The sequence below is a fragment of the Kribbella yunnanensis genome, from assembly GCF_039529655.1.
Classification (GTDB): Bacteria; Actinomycetota; Actinomycetes; order Propionibacteriales; family Kribbellaceae; genus Kribbella; species Kribbella yunnanensis.
In genome coordinates this window covers 252,536-277,123 of record NZ_BAAANF010000009.1, presented here as the reverse complement: position 1 = coordinate 277,123, position 24,588 = coordinate 252,536, and the positions used below count along the sequence as shown (strand labels likewise).

Genomic DNA, 24,588 nt, shown 5'->3' with positions numbered 1-24,588 from the left:
TCAGAGATCTTCGTCGCGGCGGCGGCGCCAGCGATCTTCCATCCGCTCCATGAAGCTGCCGGAGGAGTCGTGTTTGGTCCGGTGCCGCTTCGACTGCGGCGGCGGAGGCGGGATGTCGTCGTCATCCCCGGCGTTGCTGATCCGCTTCATACTCAGCGCGGCCACATAGAGGCAGGCGACCATCATCACGAAGCCGATGACGCCGATGATCGTGTTGGGGATGATTGCACCGGTCATCAGCACCGCGATGCCCAGCACGAATCCGACGCCGGCGAGCACCGCCCGGCGCTTGTAGTAAGCGCGCACATTGGTCCCTCGCATGGCGGAGACAAACTTCGGGTCTTCCGCTGCCAGGGCGCGTTCGAGCTGCTCGAACTGGCGCTGCTCTTCTTCCGAGAGGGGCACCGTCGATCCCTCCATGGTGAGCGCGATCTCGATAGGCCACCTTCAGTCTAGGCCGCACCAGCGTCACACGAAACCCTGACCGCCTGTCCCGCGCGTCACGGTCCCGCAACTCCCCTCGTCACACTGCCCTCGATCGCGCCACTCCACGGGCGTGTCGGCTGCCCTTCCGGCCCCAGTTCCGGTCCGGAACCGCTCCCGGAACGGAAACCGCGTGACCAACCACACTCCGCAACATTTGCCCGGCAGAGCGCCGTACCGGCGTCAGCGAGTGGCGAGAATGTGGAGCTGCGTGGCGAGCGCCCGGAAGGCTGGATGCTGGCTGGCAGTCCGCTCCAACTCGGCCAGCGACTCGGCCGCGCCCGGCTCGGAGTCGACGAACGCCGACGGAACCAGATCCGCGAACGTCCGCACCCCGTGCACGGTATGCACCATGAAACCGGCATCCGCGAGCTGCGCACCGATCGCCGCCTCGTCGAACCGCCGCGGCATCGGGTCATTCGCACCCCACCGCCCGTCCGCATCCTGCAACGCGACCCGCGCCTCGGCCAGATGCCCGGCCAGCGCCCGCGCCAGCACCACCGCGTTGCGCTGGGCAACAAGCAGACTCAGTACGCCGCCCTCCCGCAACACCGACGCCATCGCCTGCAACGCCTGCACGGGATCATCGACGTACTCGAGCACGCCATGGCACAACACGGCATCAGCACTCGACTCCCCCGCCACCCCAGGAAGCTCCGCCGCATCACCCTGCACCCCACGCACCAGCTCGCTCACACCTTCATCACGAGCCCGCCGCTCCAGCGACGCCAACGCATCCGGACTCGGGTCGACCACCGTCACCCGATGCCCCTCCACCGCCAACGGCACCGCGAACCCACCGGTCCCACCACCCAGGTCCACGATGTCCAGCCCCGACCCCGGATCGACCCGAGCCCGCCCCGCCAACGCAACCCGCAGAGCCTCGCCCACCAGCGCCGTCCGCACGGCCCGCCGCCGCCGATCCACCATCACCCAAAACCCCTTCCACCACACCAACCCCCGACGCGCCACACCCTACTTCCCCGGCGCACTGCCTAGCTGGCGGCTGGGGTTTCGCTGGCCTGCGGCCGGTTTCGTCCGGCGGTGGTTGCTCGCCGCTGCGGCCGATTTACAGTGGAGGTGTGGCGGGCGCCGGTCTATGGCTGGGCCGGATGGCGAGGCAGGCGACCAGAGGTGCACCTCGCCTACGGCTGACGGGCTTCGGTTGCTGCCGAGGGACGAGCCAGTCGGTTAAGTGACCCATCGCGGTGGTTTCTGCTTGGTTCACGGATGCCTACTGCCACCCAGCGGCAGCAACCATCCGCAAACCCCCACCCACACCCCGCTCCGCCCCCGTGGCAGCAACCATCCGTGAACCGGCAAAAGCCACCACGACGGATCACCCGACAGCCCACCCCACCCCTCGGCCGCAACCCAAGCCCGTCAGCCCCAAGCAACCCGCACCTCTGGTCGCCCACCTCGCCACCCGGCCCAGCCACCCACCCAGCCCAACCACACCCCCTCTATAAACCGGCCGCAGCGGCCGGCAACCACCGCCGTACGAGACCGGCCGCATCCGAGCGCACCGTCACCAGGCGACGTAAACCCCCACATTGGCGGCGGGAGCGCGTCATGGGTCGGCCCACCTGCCCCGGGTGTGGGGTGGTGGGCCGGTGGGGGTGGTGGGTCAGCTGGCTTGCATCCAGGGTTGGGCTAGGACTGAGGCCGGGTCGGTGGTGGCGGTGAGGGCGGGGGTGGTGGAGAGGCGGAGGCTTGCTTCTACTTGGGTGTAGAAGGTTTCTACGGCTCGGATGAGGTCGTCTGCCTCGCGGGTGGTGACGGAGCGCTCGAGGCCCGCTTCGGCGGCGGCGCGTTGGGAGGCGCCGGCGGCGAAGAAGGTGGCCCACTCGGCGAACTCGGGGGCCACCTCGGCGAGGAGGACCCAGGCGTTGCGCTGGACGCGGCGGCGAGTGCCGGTGCGGACCGGGCGGGCGCGGACGGCGAGGACCGCGGCCGCGACCCGGAGGGCGGCGATGTGTGCGCTCGAGTAGCGGATGAGGTGGTCGCTCGTGTCGATCGCCTCGGCCAGGGCGGCGCGGGCGCGGGACAGTTCGCGGCCGGCGGCGCCGGCGGCGATCGGAGATACCGGAGAAACGGTCATCGGTCGGTCACCCTTTCCAGTTGCCAGCGGCCCGAGTCGGGGTCGTGGGCCAGGTCGAACAGCTCCCGCCGTCCGTGCCGGCCGCAGCCCGCCTCCACTCGGTACACCGCGCGTCGCGGACCCCAGTCCGCGTCCAAGACACCAACGGCTGCTGGGCTCGTCACCATTCCCGAGCCCGATTCGAACAGTCCGGCCGCCACCGCGCCCACCGTCGCCATCCCCGGCTCCGGGGACCCGGGCGCACCGATCACGCCGCGCTCCCACCAGGCCGCGGTCTCGGTCCAGTGCGCCTGCACGGAGCAGACCACCCACAACCGGCCGCGCCAGAGGAACTGCTCAGGAGACTCGAGGCCGTCCACGACACTCGAACGCACCTCGACGGCCTCGTCGAACTCCCACATGCTCCATCGCCTCCCGTGTGTGAACCGCGGCTGCTCGTGCCCGACGGCGGGGTCGGAGTCCCGATGGGCGGGGCCGGGGTGGGGGTCGAGGTCCACCACGGCACCCGGCCCACCGGGAGCACCGGATCCCGATGCGGCCGCAACTCCGCACCGGGGCCGTCCAGCTGCCCGGGTCACCTCCGGCCGGTCTCCCGACGAGGCCGGGCCGGAGGTAATCGAACATCTGTTCGAACACTGGAAGCGTAGCGTCGCCCGGCGGCAATCGTCAACGGGCCGTAATCCCGGCGCGTCGCCGTGCGACCGATCCGGGCCACAGACTGGAGCCACCGCACAGAAGGGATCGGCGATGAAGCGGATAGCACTGGCCGGAGCAGCGGCGGCCGTCGTGGCGGCAGCGATCGCGCTGCCGCTCTTCCAGCCGTGGCGGCTGGTCACCGACAAGGTCGTCGACGAGGCGCTGCCGACCGCCTCCTCGAGCACTGCTCCGATCTCCATAAAGCCATCGTCGACCACGCCACCGACAGTTTCGGCGACTCCTTCAGCCACCACGAAGGTCCTGGCCAAAGGCAGCCTGATCTCGCACGAACACGACACCTCGGGCAGCGTCGCCGTACTGCAGCTTCCCGACGGCTCCCGCGTCCTCCGGCTGGAGAACCTCGATACGTCGGACGGTCCGGACCTCAGAGTGTGGCTGAGTGATGCGGAGGTCCTGCCCGGACGGGCCGGCTGGCATGTGTTCGACGACGGCCGATATCAGACGCTGGGCCGCCTGAAAGGCAACCACGGCAACCAGAACTACCCCATCCCGGCGAGCGTCGACCTGGCCGACTTCCGCAGCGTGGCGATCTGGTGCGACCGTTTTAATGTGTCCTTTGGGGCAGCGACGCTCACATAGGCTTCGTGGGGTGAGTAACCATCCCAACGTGCAACGCGTCGCCGACGCACTCCAGGCAGCCGGTGCGACCGGTGAGATCAAGATTCTGGACGAGGCGGTCCCGACCGCAGCTGCTGCGGCTGCCGAGCTCGGCTGCGAGGTCGGTGCGATCGCGAACAGCCTGATCTTCGACGGTGACGGCGCACCGGTCCTGATCCTGACCTCGGGCGCGCACCGGGTCGACACCGCGAAGGTGGCGGCCGAGCTCGGCGTCAGCAAGCTGCGGCGCGCCACACCGGAATTCGTCAAGGAGCACACCGGCCAGTCGATCGGCGGAGTCGCTCCGGTCGGCCACCCCGGCCCCGTGCCGACCTACGTCGACACGGCACTGCAGCAGTACGACGTGATCTGGGCGGCGGCCGGTATTCCGCACTCGGTGTTCCCGACGAGCTACACCGAACTGCTGGAGCTCACCGGGGCCACCCAGATCACCGTCAACTGACTCAGAACGCGGGCTTGATGTCCACGTCGGCGGCGCGGACGTAGAACATCCGGTGCCCGAACCAGATCTGGTAGTACCGGTCCTTACCGAGCACCTGCACGTGGTCGGCCGGCGGGTCCGCGTCGAACGTCACCGCACGGTAGTAGTCGGTCTCGATGGACGCGTCACTCAGCGGGTAGGACTGACCCTCACCGATTGAGTACTGCAGCGGCGTGACGGCCTGGTACGGAATACCAGCCGGGTACGCCGACTGTTCCGGATAGGCACGCCCGTACACCGGCACCGATGTCTTGCCGGCCTTCGGCGTCACCACGACACCCGGCTTGGCAAACGCGTCCGGTGCGGACTTCGGGCTCTTGAACCAGCCCTTCGCACCCAGGTACCAGACGGCCAACCAATCGCCCTGGCGCTCAGCGACGACGTACTGCGCGCCTGCGGCGACCCGTGCACTGTGGTCCCAGGTCGCAGTGGTGCCGGGTGCGCCGTCCTTGTGCAGACCGAGGTCGGTGACCAGCGGGGCGTTGTCGTCCGGCGCCTGGCGCAGGTAGACGAAGTTCGTGCCCTGCGTCGGGCACGGCACGCCCGCACCGGCGCAGCCGGTGACGACCTGCGCGTTACCCGAGAAGCCCGGCTTGATTGTGACGATCGAGCCGGCCTTGGCCGGGAAGATCGAGTGCCCGTAGATCGGTGCACCGAGCAGGTCGAAGTAGTGCTCCCAGTCCCAGTACGGGCCCGGGTCCCAGTGCATGCCGCCGACAGTGGTGGGCAGTGTGCCGGGCACCTGGTCGTGGCCGACGATGTGGGCGCGGTCGAGCGGGATGTGGTTCTTGGCGGCCAGGTACTTCACCAGCTTGGCCGAGTTGCGGTAGAGCGCCTCGGTGTACCAGGTGGCGCCCTGAGCGGCGAAACCCTCGTGCTCGATACCGATGCTGTGCATGTTCACGTACCAGTTGCCCGCGTGCCAGGCGACGTCTTTCGCCTTCACGTGCTGCCAGGTGTGCCCGTCGGACGAGCGCATCGTGTACTGCCAGCTCACGTAGTTCGGGTCCTGCACCATGTTCAGGGTGCCCTGCCAGCCACCCTCGGTGTCGTGAATGATGATGTAGTCGATCTTGCCGGTCTTCGGCCGGTTCGCGAGGTCATGGTTGCCGTAGTCGCCGACACCGGCACCGGTCTTCTCGTACGGCGCGGGCAGCCACTCGCACCCCAGTGAGGCCGGGCACTCGACATCGGAGTTCGCCTGCTTCACACCGGCCGGCAGTGCCAGCTTGCTCGCCTGCGACTTGTCCGGGACCACATTGACCGCCGGCATCGCGATCTGCTGACCCGTGTTCGTCGTACGGGCCGCACCGCGCGCCATGATCGAGTAGACGTCGTCGGCGAAGCCGGTCGCACCAGCGCGATCCGAAGCCTCGGCGTACGACGCCACTGCGCCGTACCACTGGGCTGCGGACGTGTCCGCGCCCACCGGCAGGCCTAGCGAACGCTGGTACGACGCCAGCAGGGCCGCACCACCGGAGATGTTGGCAACCGTGTCCGTGCGCAGCGCAACCGGGTCCAGCCCAGTCAGCTGGGACGCCTTGTACAGCGTGCGCAGCGACTCCGCCTTGCCGACCTTCTGCTTACCGGACAGGTCCACGGACCTGCTCGGGTCGACAGCCGTCAGGTGCATCGGGCCATAGCCGCCCGACGAGCTCGATGCGCCCTGGTGGTCGTCCCAGCGGCTCTCCGCGTACGAGACGGCGAGCAGCACCGACTCCGGTACGCCGTACTTCGCAGCGGCCGCGCCGAACGCCGACGCCGCCGTACTGCTCGTATCCGGTGGCGCGGCTGCAGCCGGCGGACCACCGGACGACACGCCGGTCACCGTGATCGGCAACGCTACCGCCGCGAGTGCGGCGAGAATCTTCGAACGACGCAGCATGTTGGTTTCTCCTGACCCGAGGGCGGGGGCTGCCGGTCACACAGGCTGGCAGTCTGATCACTGTTAGTCGAGGCGACCCGCGCTGTCAACGGTTTACCAAGACTCGCCCTTCTGAGGTTCGATTCTGACGAAAAGGTAGGCCGGTGGAAGCATTACCGTTGGCGTTCACAGCGGGCTGGGCCAGTGGGGTCAACGCCTACGCCTGTGTGCTGATTCTCGGTCTGCTCGGCCGGTTCGCCGGGGCCGACGACGTGCCCACCGCGCTGACCAGCAACGGCGTACTGATCGCCGCAGCGGTGCTGTTCGCCTTCGAGTTCGTCGCGGACAAGATCCCGTACATCGACTCGGCCTGGGACGCGATCTCGACCGTGATCCGGCCGACCGTCGGCGCGATCATCGCGGCGCTGATGTCCGGGGAGGCCAGCACCCTGCAGCAGGCCGCGATCGTGGCGACCGGCGGCTTGACCGCACTGCTCTCGCACGCGGTGAAGTCCAGTCTGCGGCTGGCCATCAACACCTCCCCCGAGCCCGTTACCAACATCGCCGCCTCGTCCGGTGAGGACGTCGCCGTTGCCGGTGTGATGTCACTGGCCGCGTTCCACCCGGAGATCGCCCTCATCATCGCCGCCGTCCTGCTGCTGCTCGGGTTGATCGGTGTGTACGTCGCCTTCCGGTTCATCCGGCGTGGCTGGGTGCGGTTCAAGGCCTGGCGGGACAAACGCGGTGATCCGGCCACCGGGAGCAGTGCTGTCTGATGGCCGGAGTGATTGTCATCGGGGCCGGCCTTGCCGGTCTCGCCAGTGCGGTGCGGCTGGCCAAACTGGGCCATAGCGTCACCATCTGCGAGCGGGACGAGCGCCTGGGCGGAGTCCTCGGCCGCATCGAGGCCGACGGCTTCCAGTGGGACGCCGGAGCCGCCAGTACGACGCTCCCGGCCGCTCTGCGGGACTTGTTCCGCAAGAGTGGCCGCCCGATCGAGAGTCTCGTTCAGCTCGAGCCTGTGGTCGACTCACGTCGGCACATGTTCGCTGACGGCTCTGTACTCGACCTGCCGCTGAACGACCGTGGCACTCAGCACGAGGCGTGGACTGACTTGGCCGGTGCACAGCTGGCCCGGCAGTGGACAGAGCTGGTCGACAGCTACGCCGACACTTGGCAGCTCCTGCGCACTACGTCGCTCGAACCACCTCTCGAAGGCGAGCTGCCGTTCAACCACCGGCTGCCGCTCAGCACAGTGCGCGCGCTCAAGCCCTGGCAGTCGCTGGAGAAGGTCGCCCAGCGCAGCCTCTCCGATGAACGCGCCCGCGCCGTACTGCGGCACTTCGCCGCCCAGGGCGATTCGGATGCGACGCTCACCCCGGGCTATGTCGGCGTGTGGTCGTACCTGGAGCGCACATTCGGCAGGTGGACGATCCCGGGCGGATTCGGCGCTATCGCGGACGCACTGGTGCAGCGAGCCAGCGAACGCAAGATCACCGTCCGGACCAACGCCGAAGTGGTCGCAGTCGCCACCCAGAGCGGGGCTGTGACCGGTGTGCGGCTGGCTGACGGTGAAGAGCTGGCCGCGGACATCGTGGTCAGCGATATCGACCCCCGCGAGCTCTACGGGCGGTTGGTCAACGACTCCGCAGCCAAGAAGGTGCGCAAGCGCGCCCTGGCGACACACCAGGCCCAGGCCGCGTACGTCGTACACCTCGGTCTGCAGGAGCCCCTACCGGCGCTGCCGTTCGAAACCGTCTTGCACGGTACGCCGACCGTCGTGGTGCGCACGGGCGGTCAGGCGCCCGCTGGACACCAGGCGTGGTCGGTCCTGGTCCACGGCTACCCCACTGACGACGTACTGGACCTGCTGGTCGCCCGCGGCCTGCACATCCGGGACAAGGTGGTCTCCCGCCAGGTGTCCCCGTCCTGGTGGGCCGGAGTGGCCTGGGAGGGCTACCGCACCGCCCGCCGCCGGGCCGCCAACGTCTCCCCCGTCAAAGGCCTGTACTGCGTCGGCGCCGGCGCCCACCCCGGATCCGGCGTACCCGCCACCACTCTGGGTGCTGCCATCGTCGCCGACGCCATCGGGAAGGCCTGAGACCCGTCTGGGGTTGACCAACAGGAGCGCACTAAGATTGGACGTTCCTGTGTTTCGTGTCGGGGTGGTGCCCGGCAGTAGAGAGGATCTCGGTGGATCAAACCCCCCTGCCGGCCGATGACGACAACGTCGAGCGGGCTGAGCTGGCGGCTGAGCAACAGCACGTTGACCTGGTGTACGACCGGGTCGACGTGGCGGCTCGATCGGCATCCCGGATCGCGGTGGACGGTCACGCGCGGGCCCAGGCCCAGAACGTCGGCCGGGTCCGTGAGGAGGAGCAGACCGGCCTGTACGAGCGGGACGTGCTGGTGTTCGCGGCCGCCCGCCGGATCGCGGAGCTGGACGCGGAGCACGAGGGCCTGGTGTTCGGCCGGCTCGACTCCGACCAGGGCGACGACCAGCCGGTCGCTACGGCGGCCAGTGAGCTCGAGAGCCTGTACGTCGGCCGGATCGGGGTCCGCGACGCCGAGTACGAGCCACTGGTCATCGACTGGCGCGCACCGGCGGCCGAGCCGTTCTACCGGGCGACCGGAACCGATCGGCTGAAGGTCGTCCGCCGCCGCGTGCTGCGGAACAAGGGTCCGCGCATCATCGGGATCGAGGACGACCTGCTCGCGCCGGAGCGCGCACCGGAGGATCTGCCGGTGATGGGCGAGGGCGCACTGATGGCATCGCTGTCGCGAGCCCGTGGGCACACGATGCGCGACATCGTCGCCACCATCCAGGCCGAGCAGGACAAAGCCATCCGGGCACCTGCCCGCGGAGTCACCGTGATCGGCGGTGGGCCGGGCACCGGTAAGACGGTGGTCGCCCTGCATCGCGCAGCGTTCCTGCTCTACAGCGACCGCCGCCGCTTCGAGCGTGGCGGCGTTCTGGTGGTCGGCCCGTCAGCAGCGTTCATGGCCTACATCGAGCGCGTTCTGCCGAGCCTCGGTGAGAACACCGTGTCGCTGCGCGCAGTGGGCGAGCTGGTCGACGGTGTGAAGGCCACTGCGGTCGACGACGCCGCTGCCGCCGCAATCAAGGGCTCGCTGCGGATGCGCGGCGTACTGTCGCGTGCTGCGCGGGACCGGGTGCCGAATGCACCCACTACGCTGCGGGTCTTCATCGGTGGCGCCACTGTCGAGGTGGACACCAACCAGCTGGACAACGTCCGCCGGAACGCTCTGCGTCGCACACCGCGCAACCGTGCCGCATCCGAGGCCCGCAAGGGTCTGGTGGCCGCACTGTGGCAGCGATTCCCGGAGGACCTTCGCACTGGGGTGTACGGCGACCGCGAGGCGTTCGGTGACCGCGTCACCGACACCCCGGCGTTCCGGACGTTCTTCAGCCAGTGGTGGCCTGTGCTGACCCCAGAGGCCGTACTGCGCTGGCTCGGTGACCCACGCCGGTTGCAGCGCTGGGCTCGCAACGAGCTGACACCGGTCGAGATCGAGACGCTGGCCGCGGCCATCCGCGGTACGGACGAGTTCACCGTCGCCGACGTGGCGTTGCTGGACGAGCTCGGCACGTACCTCGGCCGCCCACCGATCCAGGAGTCCCGGGACGAAGAGTTCGACTGGATGGAAGGTCTGTCGGACGGTGTGAACGAGGTGCTGACCACCTCCGAGCGCCGAGCTCGCGCCGCGGCGGCCAGGGAGGCCGAGGAGCCGGAGGACTACGCGCACGTCCTGGTGGACGAGGCGCAGGACCTCTCCCCCATGCAGTGGCGGATGGTCACCCGGCGCGGTCCGCAGGCCAGCTGGACGATCGTCGGCGACCCGGCGCAGAGCTCCTGGCCGGACCCGGACGAGGCACGCGCGGCGATGGACTCGATGCTGTCGCACCTGCAGCGGCACAGCTTCCGGCTGTCCACCAACTACCGCAACTCGGCCGAGATCTACGCGTTCGCCGGTGAGGTGATCCGGCAGACCCTGCCGGACGCCGACCTGCCGAACGCGGTCCGCCAGACCGGGATCGACCCGGAGCACCGGACCTTCGACGCCGGCAAGATCGCGGAGGCCGCTGGTGACGCAGCTGCCGAGCTGCTGCAGCTCGTCGAGGGCACGGTCGGAGTCATCGTCACGCCGGCGCAGCGTCCGGCCGTGGAGCGGGTACTGGCCGAGCTCGGGAACCCGCGCGTGGTCGCACTCACCCCGCTGGAGTCCAAGGGCCTCGAGTACGACGCTGTCGTCGTGGTCGAGCCGGACCGGATCGTCAGCGACACGCTGGGCGGTGTCAGGGCGCTGTATGTCGTCCTGACCCGCGCCACCCAGCGCATGATTACTGTGAACAGCACCACCCATTGGCTGCCCGCCCGCGCCTCCTGACCCGGGAGAAGTGCGTCTTGACGAAGGTTCTGCGCGCGGCCGCGATCGGCGTTGTCGTCGTATCGCTGGCCGCGCAGCTCACTGCGCCCGCTGTTGCCGCCCCGACCAAGCTCAAGTGGAGCGAGTGCCCACCTGACGCCGGAGCACCCCGGGGCACGTATTGCGCGACGCTGAAGGTCCCACTGGACTACGCGAAGCCGAATGGCCGGCAGATCACGTTGATGGTGTCTGCCGTCGGCAGTCTGAGCGCCAAGCACTACATGCTGGTCAACCCGGGCGGACCGGGTGCCTCCGGGATCGGCGTCGAGCATCAGGTCAGCGGCGGGCTACCGGAGAAGGTCAACGACCAGTACGCCGTGTTCAGCTTCGACCCGCGCGGAGTTGGCAAGAGCACGCCGGTGGACTGCGGGGACTTCAGCAAGCTGGTCAAGCACCCGGCACTCCCCTACAAGCCGGCGAATGCGAAGCAAGAGCAGCAGCGCATCCAACAGGCGAAGCAGGTCGCGGACCAATGCGGTCGCAAGGCAAAGGACCTGCTGCCGTACATCACCACCGACAACACAGCCCGGGACATGGACCGGATCCGCATCGCCCTGGGGCGCGACAAGATCGACTACCTGGGCTATTCGTACGGCACCAAGCTCGGCGCGACGTACGCGACGATGTTCCCGCAGCACACCGGCCGGATGATCCTCAACAGCGTGGTCGACCCGCTGGTCTCGACGTACCGGTCGGGCTATGAGCAGGACACCGCGTTGCAGGCCCGTGTGCAGGCGCTGTTCGCCTGGATCGCTGCGCGGGACAAGACCTACCACCTGGGCAAGGCCGCGAAGACGGTGCAGGCGGCTTGGGAGAAGCTGCGCAGCGATGTGGCCAAGAAGCCGGCCGGTGGTCGAGCCGGGATCTCGGAGGTCGACGACCTGCTGGCCGGCAGCCTGTACACGGATGACCAGTGGCCCGATGTCGCCGACGCGATCGTCCAGTACCGGCACGGTGACCCGTCCGCACTGCTGTCCGTCACCGACCAGCTCGCCTTGCAGGCAGTGGATCCGGCCATGCTGGCCTACAACTGCACCGACCCCGGCTGGCCCCGGAGCTGGAGCACCTGGCACTGGGAGACCAGGATCGCGGACCACCGGGCGCCGTACATCGCCTGGCTGAACACCTGGTACTCCGCCCCGTGCGCCTTCTGGCCGGTGGGTCCGGTGCAGCAGACCAAGATCGGCTCGAGCAAGGTCCCGCCGATCCTGCTCATCCAGCCCCGGTACGACGGTCCGACGCCGCTGATCGGCGCGCGCCGGATGCACGCCGTGTTGCCGGGCTCACGGCTCCTGGTGGAGAACGGCGGCAACCACGCGTCGTACCTGGGCAGGCCGAACCCGTGTATCGACACGAAGGCGACGCAGTATTGGCTCACCGGGCAACTACCGGCCGACGGTAACTGTCCGGCCAGCGTCTAGCCGCGCGGTACGACGTACGACACCAGGTCGGCGTCGTCAGCGGACAGGTCCGCCCAGCGACAGGTCAGGTGCAGGACGGTCAGTCCGGAGGTCGGGTACTTCTGGGTGAGCTGCACGCGCTCCGGGCTGGTGCCGTCCAAGGCCAGCTCGTCGGCCAGCCACGGGATGCCCGGCGCGTGCCCGACCATGATCACTGTGCGCGCCTCGGCCGGCGCCTCGCGGATGACGTCCAGGAGCTCGACCGTGTCGGCGTTGTAGATCTGCCGGTCGTACCAGACGTCTGCAGCGGTCGCACCGGCCTCGGCGGCGTACTGCCAGGTCTCGCGGGTGCGCTGCGACGGTGAGCACAGGACCAGGTCCGATTCGATGCCCTGAGCAACGAGGTAGCGTCCGGCCGCGGCGGCGTCCGCGCGGCCGCGGTCCGCGAGCGGCCGCTCCAGGTCCGGCATCGACTCCGGCGGCACTGCCTTGGAGTGCCGGAGCAGGACGAGGGTGCGATCGACCAGCAGGTCGGACGGGTCAGCCATCCGACCAGAATAGGGGTGTTAGGAGCTGACGTGGCTGCGCAGGTTCTGGAAGACCTGCCGGGTCGCCGTCGAGCGGTTCAGCGTGATGAAGTGGATGCCCGGGGCGCCACCGGCCAGCAGCTGCTCGCACAGCTCGGTCGCGATCTCCACACCGACTGCCCGCACCGCGGCCGGATCCTCCTCGACCGCCAGCAGCCGGTCCGTGACGGGCTTGGGCAGCGCCATGCCGGTCAGGTCGGCCATCCGCTGGATCTGCTTGATGTTGGTCACCGGCATGATGCCCGGCAGCACCGGGATCTCACAGCCGAGTGCAGCCGCCCGGTCGACCAGCCGGAAGTAGTCATCCGCTCCGAAGAACATCTGGGTGATGGCGTAGTCCGCACCGGCCTGTGCTTTGGCCGCCAGCACCTGTGCGTCTGCCTCCAGTGAGGCTGCCTCCGGGTGCTTGTCCGGGAACGCGGCCACACCGACGCAGAAGTCGCCCAGCTCACGAATCAGCTCGACCAACTCGACAGCGTGGTTCAGCCCCTCGGGATGTGCGACCCACGGCTGGTTCGGACCGCCGGGCGGGTCTCCCCGCAGTGCCAGCATGTTCCGCACGCCGGAGCCGGCGTACGCACCGATCACCGAGCGCAGCTCGTCGCGGGAGTGCGAGACGCAGGTGAGGTGACCGATCGGCGTCAGCGACGTGTCCTGCGCGACCCGCTCGGTGACGCGGATGGTGCCGTCCCGGGTGGTCCCGCCGGCGCCGTACGTGATCGAGACGAAGGTGGGGCGTAGCTGCTCGATCTCGCGCAGCGAGCGCCACAGCACCTCCTCGGCCTCCGGAGTCTTCGGTGGGAAGAACTCGAAGGAGAAGGACCGGCTTCCACTGGCCAGCAGCTCACGGACAGTCGGAGTGCTGCCGGGGAGCGTGGAGGGAAGTCCGTTTGCCATGCGCCAAGGTTACCCGCGCCGTCGGCGTCGGCGCAGCGACCGACTACGCTCCGAGACGTGTATGGCGAAGTGGACATCCCGGCCGAGGTCCAGCGTGCGCTGACCGGCTTCCTGGACCTGCAGCAGCAGCGACTGACGGCCATCGGCCCGGAGCTGGCCGAGGTGGTACAGGCTGCCCGGGACGCGACCAGCGGCGGCAAGCGACTGCGCCCGGCGTTCTGCTACTGGGGCTTTCGTGCTGCCGGCGGTGACTCGGCCCAGCCGATCCTGACCGCGGCAGCCAGTCTGGAGATGCTGCACGTCAGCGCTCTGGTCCATGACGACGTCATGGACTCCTCCGACGTACGACGTGGTGCCCCGGCGGCGCACCGGCGTTTCGAGGCGCTGCAGCGGGCCAGGTCGGAGGCATCCGGCCGTGGTGGCGATCCGGTGAACTTCGGAGTCGGTGCGGCCATTCTGCTCGGCGACCTGTGCCTGATCTGGGCAGACGAGCTCCTGCACACGTCCGGCTTCGACGCGGCCGCCCTGGCTCGCGCATCACGTTTCTTCGACTCAGTGCGCGTCGAGGTGACTGCAGGACAGTTCCTGGACCTCGTGGCCCAGGCGAGTGGCGAGTCCAACATGGATCTGGCGCAACGCGTCCTGCGCTACAAGTCCGCGTCGTACACGGTCGAGCGACCGCTCCACGTCGGCGCCGCACTCGCCGGCTGCGACCAACGCCTCATCGACGCACTGTCGGCGTACGGACGCCCGATCGGCGAGGCGTTCCAGCTGCGCGACGACCTACTCGGCGTCTTCGGCGACCCGGCCCTGACCGGTAAGCCCGCCGGCGACGACCTCCGCGAAGGCAAGCGGACCGTCCTGGTCGCCTACGCGGTCGACCACGCGTCCGAGGTGCAGCTGACCGAGTTCGACCGACTGTTCGGCCGCCCTGACCTGGACGACGACGAGATCCAGCTACTCCGCGAGATCCTGCAGGACTCCCGCGCCGTACAGGCCTGCGAAGACCTGATCACCGAGCACACCGAGGACGCGCTCGATGCCCTCGACCGCGCTCCCCTAGCCGACGACACTGCCCGAAAGGGCCTGACCGACCTCGCGATCGCCGCAACATCCCGGGTGCTCTGACTTTCCGCATCTAGTCTGCTGGCATGTACTTCAAGTCCGCAGCAGGTCGTGACGCTGTCCACGAGCAGTACCGTGCGTTGCTGGCCGAATGGCCAGTGCCGAACGAGCAGCGTCTGGTGCCGACTGGTGCAGGCGACACGTTCGTAGTCAGCTGCGGCCCCGCCGACGCACCGCCGCTCGTGCTGCTGCACGGGTCGGCCAGTACGTCGCTCGACTGGATAGACGACGTCTCAGCCTGGTCAGTGCACTATCGCGTGCATGCGGTCGATCTGCTCGGCGATCCCGGTCTGAGCGCCGAGGTGCGTCCGGAGCTCGATTCCGACGACCACGCGGCCTGGCTGGACGACGTTCTCGAAGGACTGGGCATCCAGGGCTCGGTTCTGATGGTCGGGAGCTCGCTGGGTGGCTGGATCGGGACTGACTATGCGATCCGGCGACCGGGCAAGGTCCGCAAGCTCGCACTGTTGAGCCCGTCGGGCATCGGCCGGCAGAAGTCCCTCATCTACCTGCCGGCGATCTTCCTGCTGCCGTGGGGGCGGTGGGGCGTTCTGCAAACGATGCGGTTGGTCGCCGGACCGCTACCGTCCGAGCGGCGCAGAGACACCGGCGAGTTCGCACTGCTGGTGCACAAGCATTTCCAGCCGCGGCGGGTGCAGCTACCGATCTTCACCGACGACCAGCTGAGCAAGCTCGACCTGATGGTGATCGTCGGTGGGCGCGACCGGATGCTCGATTCACAAGAGACCGCACGGCGACTGCCGAACGCGACAGTCGTCCTTCCGAACGCAGGGCACGTGCTGCCGAGCCAGACCGAGCACGTGCTCAACTGGCTGCTAGAGGACAGGTAGTGCGCTGAGCAGGCCCGGAGTGTCCGCGTCCGGCTGTGAGTGGATGAGGAAGCGGAGCTGGCCGGAGTTGGCGCTGTCTTCGCTGAAGATCTGCAGTGCCACGTCGACGGTCTCGTGGTCGTGCTCGAGCAGGTGCTCGACACCGGTCCACAGGACGATCTCGGGCTCACCGGTCGAGCGGTCGCTCAGGGAGTCCGCCAGGGCGTCCCAGTTGCGGCCGAACCAGCGGGGGAAGTCGAAGGCCGTCGCACAGAGGTCGAGGAAGCCTGTCTTGTCGTGGACGTCCGAGGTGTCCAGCAGAACGAAGTCCCAGCCGGCTGCGGCCACCTCACGCCGTACATCGTCGGTGCTGCGGCTGGACTGCCAGCGGTAGACGCCGGGGCGCAGGCCCTCGGTCAGCAAGGCACGCAGGTCGGTCATCCGTTGTCCTCCGCGATCCGGCGGAACGACGCATAGTGGTCGTCGGTGTAGTAGCGCTCGTCGCTCTTGCCGGTCACGATCCGGCGGGCGCCACGGTCCCGCTCCCCCGGCGTCTTCACGGTGTACTCGTGGTAGTAGCCGTTGTTCTGCTTGGGCAGGATCTTCTCGCGGTTGCCGAAGACCACACCGTCGCGGTTGTACGGGTACGGGCCGCCCTTGTCGATCAGCTTCAGGGTGTCCTGCGCTTCCTTGGGCAGGTCGGCCACTGCGACATAGCGCAGGCCACTGACCGGATCGACACTCGGCGTCGACGTCTTCGCGGGCGCACATCCGAACAGCGATGCGGCCAGCGTGATCACCAGCATGGCGATCAGCACGACCGCGACAATGCGGACGGTCTTCGGGTTCGTCACCCGGCACCCCGCAGTCGGCGGCTGAACTCCGCAGCTGCCGCACCTGGGTCGTCAGCTGCAGTGATCGCCCGTACGACGACCACTCGGGTCGCACCTGCCGCGACAACCTCGTCCAGCCGCTCGAGATCGATACCGCCGATCGCGAACCAGGGCTTTGATTGCTGACGGCTTGCAGCGTACGAAACGAGCTCCAGCCCAGCGGCCTGGCGACCAGGCTTGGTCGGGGTCTCCCACGTCGGTCCGACACAGAAGTAATCCGACCCGTGCTCGGCCACGGCCGCGTTCACCTGGCTGAAGGTGTGACAGGACCGGCCGATGATCGGCTCCGATCCGATGACACCCCGAGCCGCGTGCACCGGCAGATCGCGCTGCCCCAGATGCAGTACGTCGGCCCCGGACGCGAACGCGATGTCGGCCCGGTCGTTCACTGCCAGCAGCTTGCCGTGCCGCTTACAGGCGTCCGCGAACACCTCCAGCGCCGCAAGCTCGTCAGCAGCCTCCATCTCCTTCTGACGGAGCTGCACGATGTCGACGCCGCCGGCCAGCGCGGCGTCCAGGAACTGTTCGAGGTCGCCCTGCTTCTCGCGCGCGTCGGTACACAGGTACAGGCGTGCGTCCTGCAGGCGGTCCGTGGACTCAGTCACACGACACAGCCTGCCATGCCGCCCCGGACGTAGGGTGACGGCATGCCTGAGCACACGTCCGATGTGGTGGTGATTGGCGGCGGGCTGATCGGTCTGGCGACCGCCTGGCAGTTGGCGGTGGACGGTCTGCAGGTGACGGTCTGCGACCCGACTCCGGGCGAACAGACCTCCATAGTCGCCGCCGGCATGCTCGCCCCGGTCACAGAGGTCGAGTACGGCGAGGACGACCTGCTAGCGCTCAATCTGGCCGGTGTCGACGCCTGGCCCGATTTCGCCGCACGGCTCGAGGAAGCGACCGGCTTGTCCGCCGGACTGCACCAGACCGGCACACTGTCGGTCGCGTACGACGTCGACGACGCAGCCGAGCTCCGCCGACTGGCGGAGTACCAGCGCAACCTCGGTCTGGCTGTAGAGGTGCTGTCCGGTCGCGAGGCTCGTAAACGCGAGCCCCTGCTGGCAAACGGCGTCTCCGGCGGCGTCTGGGTCCCGGGCGACCACTCCGTCGACAACCGGCAAGCAGTCACCGCCCTCCTCCGCGCAGTCGAGATCTCCGGTGTCACGGTGATCCGCCAGGGCGTCGAGCACGTCATCACCTCCGGTACGACGGCAATCGGCGTTCAGCTCGCGGATGGGAGCGCCGTACACGCTGGCCAGGTGATTGCTGCGACCGGACCGTGGTCGGCACAACTGAAAGGCGTGCCGACTGAATTGCGTGCTCCGGTGCGACCGGTCAAAGGCGAAGTACTGCGGCTCCGCGTACCCGAGGCATATCGCCCGGCGCTCAATCACACCGTCCGTGCCACCGCGCGTGGATTCTCGGTCTATTTGGTCCCGCGGCCCGGTGGTGAGTTGGTGGTCGGTGCCACGAGCAACGAGCTCGGCTACGACACCAGAGTGCTCGCCGGCGGCGTGTTCGCTTTGTTGCGCGATGCAAGGACCGTGCTGCCGGTCACCGACGAACTCGAGCTGGTGGAGACGATCGCCGGACTCCGGCCCGCCACCCCCGACAACGCACCGATTCTCGGGCCGTCCGGCCTCGATGGGTTGCTCTGGGCAACTGGTCACTACCGGAACGGCGTGCTGCTGACCCCGATCACCGCGGCGATCCTGACCGAGACCGTCCGCACCGGCAAGCTCCCGGATCTCGGTAAACCTTTTTTGCGGAGCCGTTTCGGTCAAACAATATAAACATTGAGTTACAGGCGTAACAATCACCCCATGAGCCCCTGTTGTCACATCCGTACCAGCACTTACGGTCAAGTGACGTGACACGGGGAGATGGACCATGCGAAATGTCGTACGTGTACTGACCGGAATCGCAGTACCGGTGCTGGCCGCCGGGGTGATCACCGCCGGGTCGCCAGGCTTCGGCGCCTACACGGTGAAGAGCGGTGACACGCTCAGCCACATCGCCACCCGCTACGGGACCAGCGTGCGAACCCTGGTCGCCCTGAACAAGCTCCCCGGCAACGGCAACGCCATCTACGCCGGCGAGGTCCTCAAACTGCCCGGAGCACCCAAGGCCGCACCCAAGCGCCGGACCGCCGCCAAGACGCCGGCCAAGCGCTCCCAGCTCCGCATGAGCACGTACGTCGTCAAACCGGGCGACACGATCTCCAAGATCGCCAAGCGGTTCCGGTGCTCGCAGGCCAACCTGCTGGCGGCCAACCGGATGCGGGCCAGCGACCGCATCTTCGCGGGCAAGACCCTGCGGGTGCCGGTGAAGCTCAAGGCGACAGCACCCAAGAAGAGCACCAAGAAGAAGAACAACACCTTCGCCGGCCGCACCTACGCCGACCACATCGTCGCCCAGGCCGACCGCAACCGGGCCACCCTGAAGAAGCGCAACCTCCCGACCCGTGCGCAGATGCGCACGCTGATCGTCGCCACAGCCAAGCGGTACGGCGTCGATCCGGAGCTGGCGCTCGCGGTGAGCTGGCAGGAGTCCGGCTGGAAGCAGCGCGTGGTCTCCCCAGCCAACGCGATCGGTGTGATGCAGGTGATCCCGTCCACGGGACGGTTCTCCTCCAGCATCGTCGGCCGCGACCTGGACCTGCTGAAGGCCCAGGACAACGTCACAGCCGGTGTGGTGCTGCTGGACCACCTGACCGGTGCAGCGAAGCTGGACATCGCCGTAGCGGGCTACTACCAAGGCCTGGGCGGAGTGCGGCGTAACGGGATGTACCCCGACACCAAGCTCTATGTGAAGAACGTGCTGCGCTTGAAGGGCCAGTTCGAGAGGGGCTGGAACCCCCTCAAGTGACCGTTTGACCAAGCCGGACAGCGGTGCGCCTGGCACGGTCGACCTGGAGCCTTATCTACACTCTGTGGAGCAGAGGTAGCTTGAGAGGCGGCTCACCAGTAGTGACGGACGACGTGGACACGCAGGTAGGCGACCGCCTCGTCGGGCGTGTGCTCGACGGCCGCTACCGCGTGGGCGCCCGGGTTGCGAAGGGCGGTATGGCCACCGTCTACCAGGCGCTCGACATGCGGCTGGACCGGATCGTCGCGCTCAAGATCATGCACGACGGTCTCGGTGACGACGCCCAGTTCGCCCGCCGCTTCGTCGCCGAGGCACGCGCCGCCGCCAAGCTCTCGCACCCGAACGTGGTCGCCGTGTTCGACCAGGGTGACGACAACGGCACCCTGTTCCTGGCCATGGAGTACATCCCCGGCCGCACGCTGCGTGACCTGATCCGCGAGCACGCACCGCTCTCCCCTGCCCGCGCGCTCGACCTGCTGGCACCGATCCTGTCCGCGCTGTCCGCTGCTCACGACGCCGGCATCGTCCACCGCGACATCAAGCCGGAGAACGTCTTGCTCTCCGACAGCGGCACAGTAAAGGTCGCCGACTTCGGTCTGGCTCGTGCGGTGAGTGCCACCGGCAACACTGCGACTCAGGGCCTACTGATGGGCACGGTCTCCTACCTGGCCCCAGAGCTGGTCACCGACGGCAGTGCGGACGCCCGCTCGGACGTGTACTCGTCCGGCATCCTCCTCTACGAACTGCTGACCGGTCAGAAGCCTCACAGCGGTGACACCCCGATCCAGGTCGCATACGCGCATGTGCACGCGGACGTGCCTGCTCCGTCCCTGGTGCAGCCGCAAATCCCGCCGTACGTCGATGCGCTCGTGCAGCGCGCCACAGCTCGGGACCGCGATCTGCGGCCGGCCGATGCGCGCGTGCTGAGCCGTCAGGTCCGACGCGTGCGCAGTGCGCTCGAAGAAGGCCTGCCGGACGATCCTGAGCTCACTGGCGACCTGACCGTGCCGATCCAGCAGATCCGGCAGGACAGCGACTACGACGACGGCTACACCCGCGAGGTCACCCCGGTGACTCCGGTGAGCGTGCTCAAGCACGAGACCATCGTCGTACCGGTGGAGCACGGCCGTCCGACCGGTCAGCCGGTCCCGCGAAAGCCAGTACGGCGGGGGCCGAGCCGCGGCCTGATCGCGCTCATCCTCATCCTGCTGGCGGCCGTCGCTATCGGCACCTCGGCCTGGTACTACGGCATCCACCGCTATACAACGGCTCCTGACCTCGTGAAGCTGACTCCGGCGTCGGCGTCCGTCGAAGCGCAGAAGGTGGAGTTGCGGACCACCCTGTCCAACCAGGACTTCTCCGAGGACGTCCCCAAGGGACAGGTCATGTCCACCGACCCCAAGCCGGGTGAGCGGATCCGCAAGAACGGTGAGATCCACCTCACCGTCTCCAAGGGCCCGGAGCGGTACCGCGTGCCGCAACTGGCCGGTCTGGACCTGGACGCCGCCAACCGGGCGATCGCGGCGATCAAGCTCGTGCAGGGCCAGATCAACGAGCAGTACAACGAGACCGTGCCGGCCGGGCGAGTGATTGCCTTCTACCCCCGTTTCGACATGGTCGTCGCGCCGAACACTGCGGTGAACTTCGTGGTGAGCAAGGGCAAGCGGCCGATCGCGGTCCCCGACTTCACCGGCAAGACCTATCGCGAGGCGAACAAGGCACTGCGCAAGCTCGGGTTCATCGTCAACCGCACCGAGCAGTACGACGCCAAGGTCCCCGAGGGCACCGTGATCAGCCAGACCCCGCGGGGCGGCACGCTGCACGCCAAGGACAGGGTGCAGCTGGTCGTCTCCAAGGGCCCGCCACTGGTCGACGTACCGAATGTGAAGCGGAAGTCGACCAGCGAGGCCCAGCAGATCCTCAAGGCGGCCGGGTTCGAGGTGAAGGTCGAGAAGGCGGCGCTGAACATCGGCCTGAACATCGTTGCCGCGCAGAGCCCCGGAGCCGGCCAGAAGGTCCGCCCCGGCAGCACCATCACCATCACAGTCCTTTAGGTACGGCGTTTTGGTCGCCACCAGGGCGGGGTGATTAGCTGTCCGCGTGAATCGCTCGCGCCTTGCCGTCGTGGCGCTGCTCGCCGTGGCGGCGGCGTGGGGATCGACGTTCTTCCTCACCAAGGACCTGCTCACCAGGATGGACGTCGCCGACTACCTGGCGTTGCGATTCCTGATCGCCTCGGTCGCGCTACTGCTGATCTACCCGACGGCCATCGCCCGGCTGGACCGCATGGACCGCGGCCGGGCCGTTGCCCTGGGCATCACCTACGGCATCGCCCAGCTGGTGCAGACCGAAGGCCTGCGGCACACCGACGCGAGCGTTTCCGGTTTCGTCACCGGCATGTACGTCGTCTTCACGCCACTGCTGGCCGCGGTCATCCTGCGGCACAAGATCGGCCGCTGGGCCTGGATAGCTGTGGTTCTGGCCACAGTCGGCCTCGGTGTGCTGGCGCTGCGCGGCTTCAGCCTGGGAACCGGTGAGCTGCTCACTCTGGCGTCCGCAGGCCTGTATGCCTTGCACATCATCGGTCTGGGCGCTTGGTCCACACCACAGAACGCCTTCGGGCTGTCTGCCCTCCAGATGGTCGTGATCACCTGCGTCTGCGCGGTCGGCGCCATCCCTGGTGGGTTCTCGGTCCCCAGCAACACACGGGACTGGATCAGCGTGATCTACATGGCCCTGATCGCCGGTGCGCTCGCACTGATCGTGCAGACCTGGGCACAAGCCCATCTGACACCCACCCGGGCTGCGATCGCGATGACCATGGAGCCGGTGTTCGCGTCGTCGTTCGCGGTGTTGTTCGGCACCGAGAGTGTCACCTGGCGAATGCTGACCGGTGGCGCACTGGTGCTGGCAGCGATGTTCCTCGTCGAGCTGGCGCCACGGCGGAAGTTCGAAGCCGAAGTGCAGCACCTCGCCCAATAGGGGGTTCGATGCGGGACAACAGCGCGCGGCGGGTCCGGTGGTTCCCCACCGCGGCGATCGCCGTTGTGCTGGCTGTCATCGGCGGCGGTGGCGCACTGAATCTCGACCTCTACCCACAGCCCGGTCTGGTCGCTGACGGCGTGCCACACCGCTCCGGCAGCGAGCAACCCCTGGATCTCCGAGAACAAGCCCTCGCCGATCTGGATGCCCTCACCCTGCCCAGTGGTGCCACCCTGGCGGGCTGGGACGGCCCCTGGCGTTACGTCTGGCCACGGGACGCGTCCTTCGTCGCAGCGGCCCGCTGCGCAGTCGGCCAGAACGCCGAAGCCGCGCGTGTGCTCGACTTTCTGGACCGGATCAAGCCGACCGAGGGACGCTGGGAGGCCCGGTACCTCGAGACGGGCCAGCCGGTCGCGGACGGTCGCGAGGCACAGCTCGACGGCTCCGGCTGGGTGCCGTGGGCCACCTGGTTCTGCCGAAGTGGTGACCGGCACTGGGAGATGGTCCGGGAGTCCGCCGACCAGATCACCCGTGAGCTCAAGTCGAACGGCCTCCCCGGTCCGTCACCCGACTACTGGGAGCGGCCAGAGTCCGAGGTCACACTGGGCACTGTCGCACCTCTGCTGACCGGACTGCGTGCTGCGATCCGGATCGCCACCGAGCTCGACCACACCGCTGAGGCGGACCGCTGGCAGGCCGCGCTCAACACGTTGTCCACGGCAACCGAGCGCCGATTCGCACCGGACTATCCACGCACCCCGCCGTACGCGGAGAGCTTTGTGGAACCCGGACTGCCGCCGACCCGGCTAGGTGGCGGCGCCGACGCGATCGTCACCGTCCTCGGCCCGCCGTTCGCTCCGGAGCGCGGGGTGGTCACCCAGGCGATCGTCAAGGCTCGCGCTGCCCTGACTCAACCGAACGGCGGCCAGGACCCCGGCGAGGAGTGGCGGGCGGACGGTGTCTCTTGGACGCCGCAGACTGCCATGTTCGCTCTCAGCGCGGCAGCTCGTGGCGACCGCACCACAGCTGCGGAGATCCTGAGCTGGCTCGATCACTACCGCACACCGAGCGGAAGCCTGCCGGAGAAGGTCAACCGCGACTATCAGCCCGCCGGCGAGGCTCCCCTAGGCTGGACCGCCGCCCTGGTAGTCCTCGCCGACCAGGCCCTCGACAGCCCGCTGCCGATCCCCTAACAAATCTCCATCACGTCGTGCACCGGTGCGTCCGGCCGCCGCGTGCTGGTTTGCGCCGAGTAGAAGAACGCAGTCGACGCAATGTCGTCCTGCAACGGCAGGTAGCGCCCACCCGACCGCCAGCCCAATGCCTGTACGTCGACGCGCAGTTTCGAGCGAAAGCGGATCGGATCCGGCAGGTGGAAGCGGTACATGCCGAACCGCTGTTGACTCGCGTACTGCCCGTCCGGCCGGATCACCTGCGGCATCCCGAGGTACGGCGTACTGAACTCGGTGTACCCACCCAGATGCGGTACGTCGAAGTTCCACGCGCCACCGAAGTAGTCCTCGGTCCCGGTACCGCAGATGGTCGGAAACTCCTCGTCGTCCAGATAGAACTTCACCTCGCCCTCACCCCACCAGCCGCTGCTGTTGACGCCCCACGCGATATACGTGCCCACGTAGTGCCCCGGACCCTCCACACCGTCGAGCAGCGTGTGCACTGTCGCAGCCGCCAGCGGGTTGCTCCGCCGCCACTGCGCATGCAGGTACGCCGACTTGTCCGGTACGGCGCCCAGCCAGTAGTCCACCTGGAAGTAGACGACCACCGTCTCGTCGTGGGTGTTCTCCAGCGTCAGAGTCGCCTGGGACTGGAACGGCATCTCCCAGTAGCAGTTGAAGCCGCCATTGGGGTTCACAGCGACCGGGAGCGAGTTCACTTGAGCGAACTTGCCCCAACCAGAGCAGAAGAAGTCACCGACCGGAGTCTCGATCGCCGGGGCCTCATCGCCGTCCCAGTGCGCCCGCAGTACCAGCCGCCGCCAGTGGTCCACATGAGTGGTCAGCCAGATGTGGGTGATCGCACCGGAGCCAGTGATGTCAGCCAGGGTGGCGGTCTCCCCCGGCCCGATCTCGATCGACGGAGACACCTTCCAGCCCTGACCGAGGTCGCGGGCCGCGTGGGCACCGGTCCCCTCGGTACGCCGGCCGCCCTGCCCCGGCTCACCGGTCGGGTTCTCCGCACTGATGGAACGCGTCTCGACATCCGCGAGCGCGCTGATTCCGGAAAGAGTCATACGGGCGACCCTAGGCGATGAGAAATCGATTGCCCAGCCCCCTGG

Annotated in this window: 24 protein-coding genes; 13 read left to right on the top strand and 11 right to left on the bottom strand. The window is 68.2% G+C overall.

The genetic code is table 11. The features are described 5' to 3' along the window. The 4 genes from ABD231_RS14760 to ABD231_RS14745 all read right to left on the bottom strand — a co-directional run bounded on the left by ABD231_RS14760 (position 1) and on the right by ABD231_RS14745 (position 2,985). The gene (locus ABD231_RS14760; protein ID WP_344150809.1) at positions 1-405 is read right to left on the bottom strand and encodes a DUF3040 domain-containing protein; all 405 of its coding nucleotides are present in this window, start codon (positions 403-405) and stop codon (positions 1-3) included. Positions 406-666: 261 nt separating this feature from the next. After that, complete coding sequence (locus ABD231_RS14755) at positions 667-1,413, bottom strand: methyltransferase domain-containing protein (protein WP_344150806.1); 747 nt, start codon at positions 1,411-1,413, stop codon at positions 667-669. 697 nt (positions 1,414-2,110) lie between these two features. Next, positions 2,111-2,584 (bottom strand): SAV_6107 family HEPN domain-containing protein, encoded by a 474-nt coding sequence (locus ABD231_RS14750; protein ID WP_344150803.1) that lies wholly within the window; start codon positions 2,582-2,584, stop codon positions 2,111-2,113. Next, a complete protein-coding gene (locus ABD231_RS14745; RefSeq protein ID WP_344150800.1) occupies positions 2,581-2,985 on the bottom strand; it encodes a DUF6504 family protein in 405 nt (134 codons plus the stop codon). Before ABD231_RS14745 ends, ABD231_RS14750 begins: the two co-directional genes overlap by 4 nt. A 346-nt stretch (positions 2,986-3,331) precedes the next feature. Between ABD231_RS14745 and ABD231_RS14740 the strand changes: the two genes are divergently transcribed. Next, on the top strand, positions 3,332-3,880 hold the full coding sequence (locus ABD231_RS14740; RefSeq protein WP_344150797.1) for a DM13 domain-containing protein: 549 nt from the start codon (positions 3,332-3,334) through the stop codon (positions 3,878-3,880). Between the two features lie 10 nt (positions 3,881-3,890). After that, positions 3,891-4,361, top strand: coding sequence for a YbaK/EbsC family protein (locus tag ABD231_RS14735; protein WP_344150794.1), 471 nt, complete (start codon positions 3,891-3,893; stop codon positions 4,359-4,361). Position 4,362: 1 nt separating this feature from the next. On the opposite strand, the gene ABD231_RS14730 is transcribed toward ABD231_RS14735, so the two are convergent. Then, positions 4,363-6,285, bottom strand: a complete 1,923-nt coding sequence (locus tag ABD231_RS14730; protein ID WP_344150791.1) for an N-acetylmuramoyl-L-alanine amidase — start codon at positions 6,283-6,285, stop codon at positions 4,363-4,365. 158 nt (positions 6,286-6,443) lie between these two features. Here ABD231_RS14730 and ABD231_RS14725 point away from each other — a divergent pair, with 158 nt between their 5' ends. From ABD231_RS14725 to ABD231_RS14710, 4 genes are all read left to right on the top strand, one after another. After that, on the top strand, positions 6,444-7,040 hold the full coding sequence (locus tag ABD231_RS14725) for a DUF4126 domain-containing protein (protein WP_344150789.1): 597 nt from the start codon (positions 6,444-6,446) through the stop codon (positions 7,038-7,040). Further along, positions 7,040-8,365: a phytoene desaturase family protein gene (locus ABD231_RS14720; RefSeq protein WP_344150786.1), complete on the top strand. Its 1,326-nt coding sequence runs from the start codon at positions 7,040-7,042 to the stop codon at positions 8,363-8,365. The genes ABD231_RS14725 and ABD231_RS14720 overlap by 1 nt, the downstream gene beginning before the upstream one ends. A gap of 92 nt (positions 8,366-8,457) precedes the next feature. After that, positions 8,458-10,674: a HelD family protein gene (locus tag ABD231_RS14715; protein WP_344150783.1), complete on the top strand. Its 2,217-nt coding sequence runs from the start codon at positions 8,458-8,460 to the stop codon at positions 10,672-10,674. A 17-nt stretch (positions 10,675-10,691) separates the two neighbouring features. Continuing rightward, positions 10,692-12,134 carry an alpha/beta hydrolase gene (locus ABD231_RS14710; RefSeq protein WP_344150781.1) on the top strand — a complete coding sequence of 481 codons (1,443 nt, stop codon included), beginning with the start codon at positions 10,692-10,694 and terminating at the stop codon, positions 12,132-12,134. Here the strand turns inward: ABD231_RS14710 and ABD231_RS14705 are convergent. Next, positions 12,131-12,661, bottom strand: a complete 531-nt coding sequence (locus ABD231_RS14705) for a SixA phosphatase family protein (protein ID WP_344150778.1) — start codon at positions 12,659-12,661, stop codon at positions 12,131-12,133. The genes ABD231_RS14710 and ABD231_RS14705 overlap by 4 nt on opposite strands. Before the next feature lie 18 nt (positions 12,662-12,679). After that, positions 12,680-13,597 carry a methylenetetrahydrofolate reductase [NAD(P)H] gene (gene metF / locus ABD231_RS14700; protein ID WP_344150775.1) on the bottom strand — a complete coding sequence of 306 codons (918 nt, stop codon included), beginning with the start codon at positions 13,595-13,597 and terminating at the stop codon, positions 12,680-12,682. 57 nt (positions 13,598-13,654) lie between these two features. Between metF and ABD231_RS14695 the strand changes: the two genes are divergently transcribed. Both ABD231_RS14695 and ABD231_RS14690 read left to right on the top strand, forming a co-directional pair. Continuing rightward, entirely contained in the window at positions 13,655-14,725 is a 1,071-nt protein-coding gene (locus ABD231_RS14695; protein ID WP_344150772.1) for a polyprenyl synthetase family protein, read from the top strand. Between the two features lie 23 nt (positions 14,726-14,748). Then, complete coding sequence (locus ABD231_RS14690) at positions 14,749-15,573, top strand: alpha/beta fold hydrolase (RefSeq protein WP_344150769.1); 825 nt, start codon at positions 14,749-14,751, stop codon at positions 15,571-15,573. Here ABD231_RS14690 and ABD231_RS14685 read toward each other — a convergent pair. Genes ABD231_RS14685 through thiE form a run of 3 tightly spaced genes read right to left on the bottom strand, consistent with a single transcriptional unit; the run spans position 15,559 to position 17,050 of the window. Beyond that, on the bottom strand, positions 15,559-15,993 hold the full coding sequence (locus ABD231_RS14685) for a barstar family protein (RefSeq protein WP_344150766.1): 435 nt from the start codon (positions 15,991-15,993) through the stop codon (positions 15,559-15,561). The two genes, ABD231_RS14690 and ABD231_RS14685, sit on opposite strands and share 15 nt — an antisense overlap. After that, complete coding sequence (locus ABD231_RS14680; protein WP_344150763.1) at positions 15,990-16,406, bottom strand: guanyl-specific ribonuclease; 417 nt, start codon at positions 16,404-16,406, stop codon at positions 15,990-15,992. The genes ABD231_RS14685 and ABD231_RS14680 overlap by 4 nt, the downstream gene beginning before the upstream one ends. Then, entirely contained in the window at positions 16,403-17,050 is a 648-nt protein-coding gene (gene thiE, locus ABD231_RS14675; RefSeq protein WP_344150760.1) for a thiamine phosphate synthase, read from the bottom strand. The genes ABD231_RS14680 and thiE overlap by 4 nt, the downstream gene beginning before the upstream one ends. A 42-nt stretch (positions 17,051-17,092) precedes the next feature. Here thiE and thiO point away from each other — a divergent pair, with 42 nt between their 5' ends. From thiO to ABD231_RS14650, 5 genes are all read left to right on the top strand, one after another. Beyond that, positions 17,093-18,238, top strand: a complete 1,146-nt coding sequence (thiO, locus tag ABD231_RS14670; protein WP_344150757.1) for a glycine oxidase ThiO — start codon at positions 17,093-17,095, stop codon at positions 18,236-18,238. Positions 18,239-18,335: 97 nt separating this feature from the next. Then, the gene (locus ABD231_RS14665; RefSeq protein ID WP_344150754.1) at positions 18,336-19,313 is read left to right on the top strand and encodes a lytic transglycosylase; all 978 of its coding nucleotides are present in this window, start codon (positions 18,336-18,338) and stop codon (positions 19,311-19,313) included. Positions 19,314-19,414: 101 nt separating this feature from the next. Continuing rightward, positions 19,415-21,367 (top strand): Stk1 family PASTA domain-containing Ser/Thr kinase, encoded by a 1,953-nt coding sequence (gene pknB, locus ABD231_RS14660; RefSeq protein ID WP_344150751.1) that lies wholly within the window; start codon positions 19,415-19,417, stop codon positions 21,365-21,367. Between the two features lie 46 nt (positions 21,368-21,413). Then, complete coding sequence (locus ABD231_RS14655; protein WP_344150748.1) at positions 21,414-22,295, top strand: DMT family transporter; 882 nt, start codon at positions 21,414-21,416, stop codon at positions 22,293-22,295. Between the two features lie 8 nt (positions 22,296-22,303). After that, positions 22,304-23,488 (top strand): glycoside hydrolase family 15 protein, encoded by a 1,185-nt coding sequence (locus ABD231_RS14650; RefSeq protein WP_344150745.1) that lies wholly within the window; start codon positions 22,304-22,306, stop codon positions 23,486-23,488. Here ABD231_RS14650 and ABD231_RS14645 read toward each other — a convergent pair. Next, the gene (locus ABD231_RS14645; RefSeq protein WP_344150742.1) at positions 23,485-24,543 is read right to left on the bottom strand and encodes a glycoside hydrolase family 172 protein; all 1,059 of its coding nucleotides are present in this window, start codon (positions 24,541-24,543) and stop codon (positions 23,485-23,487) included. The genes ABD231_RS14650 and ABD231_RS14645 overlap by 4 nt on opposite strands. Positions 24,544-24,588: the final 45 nt, after the last annotated feature.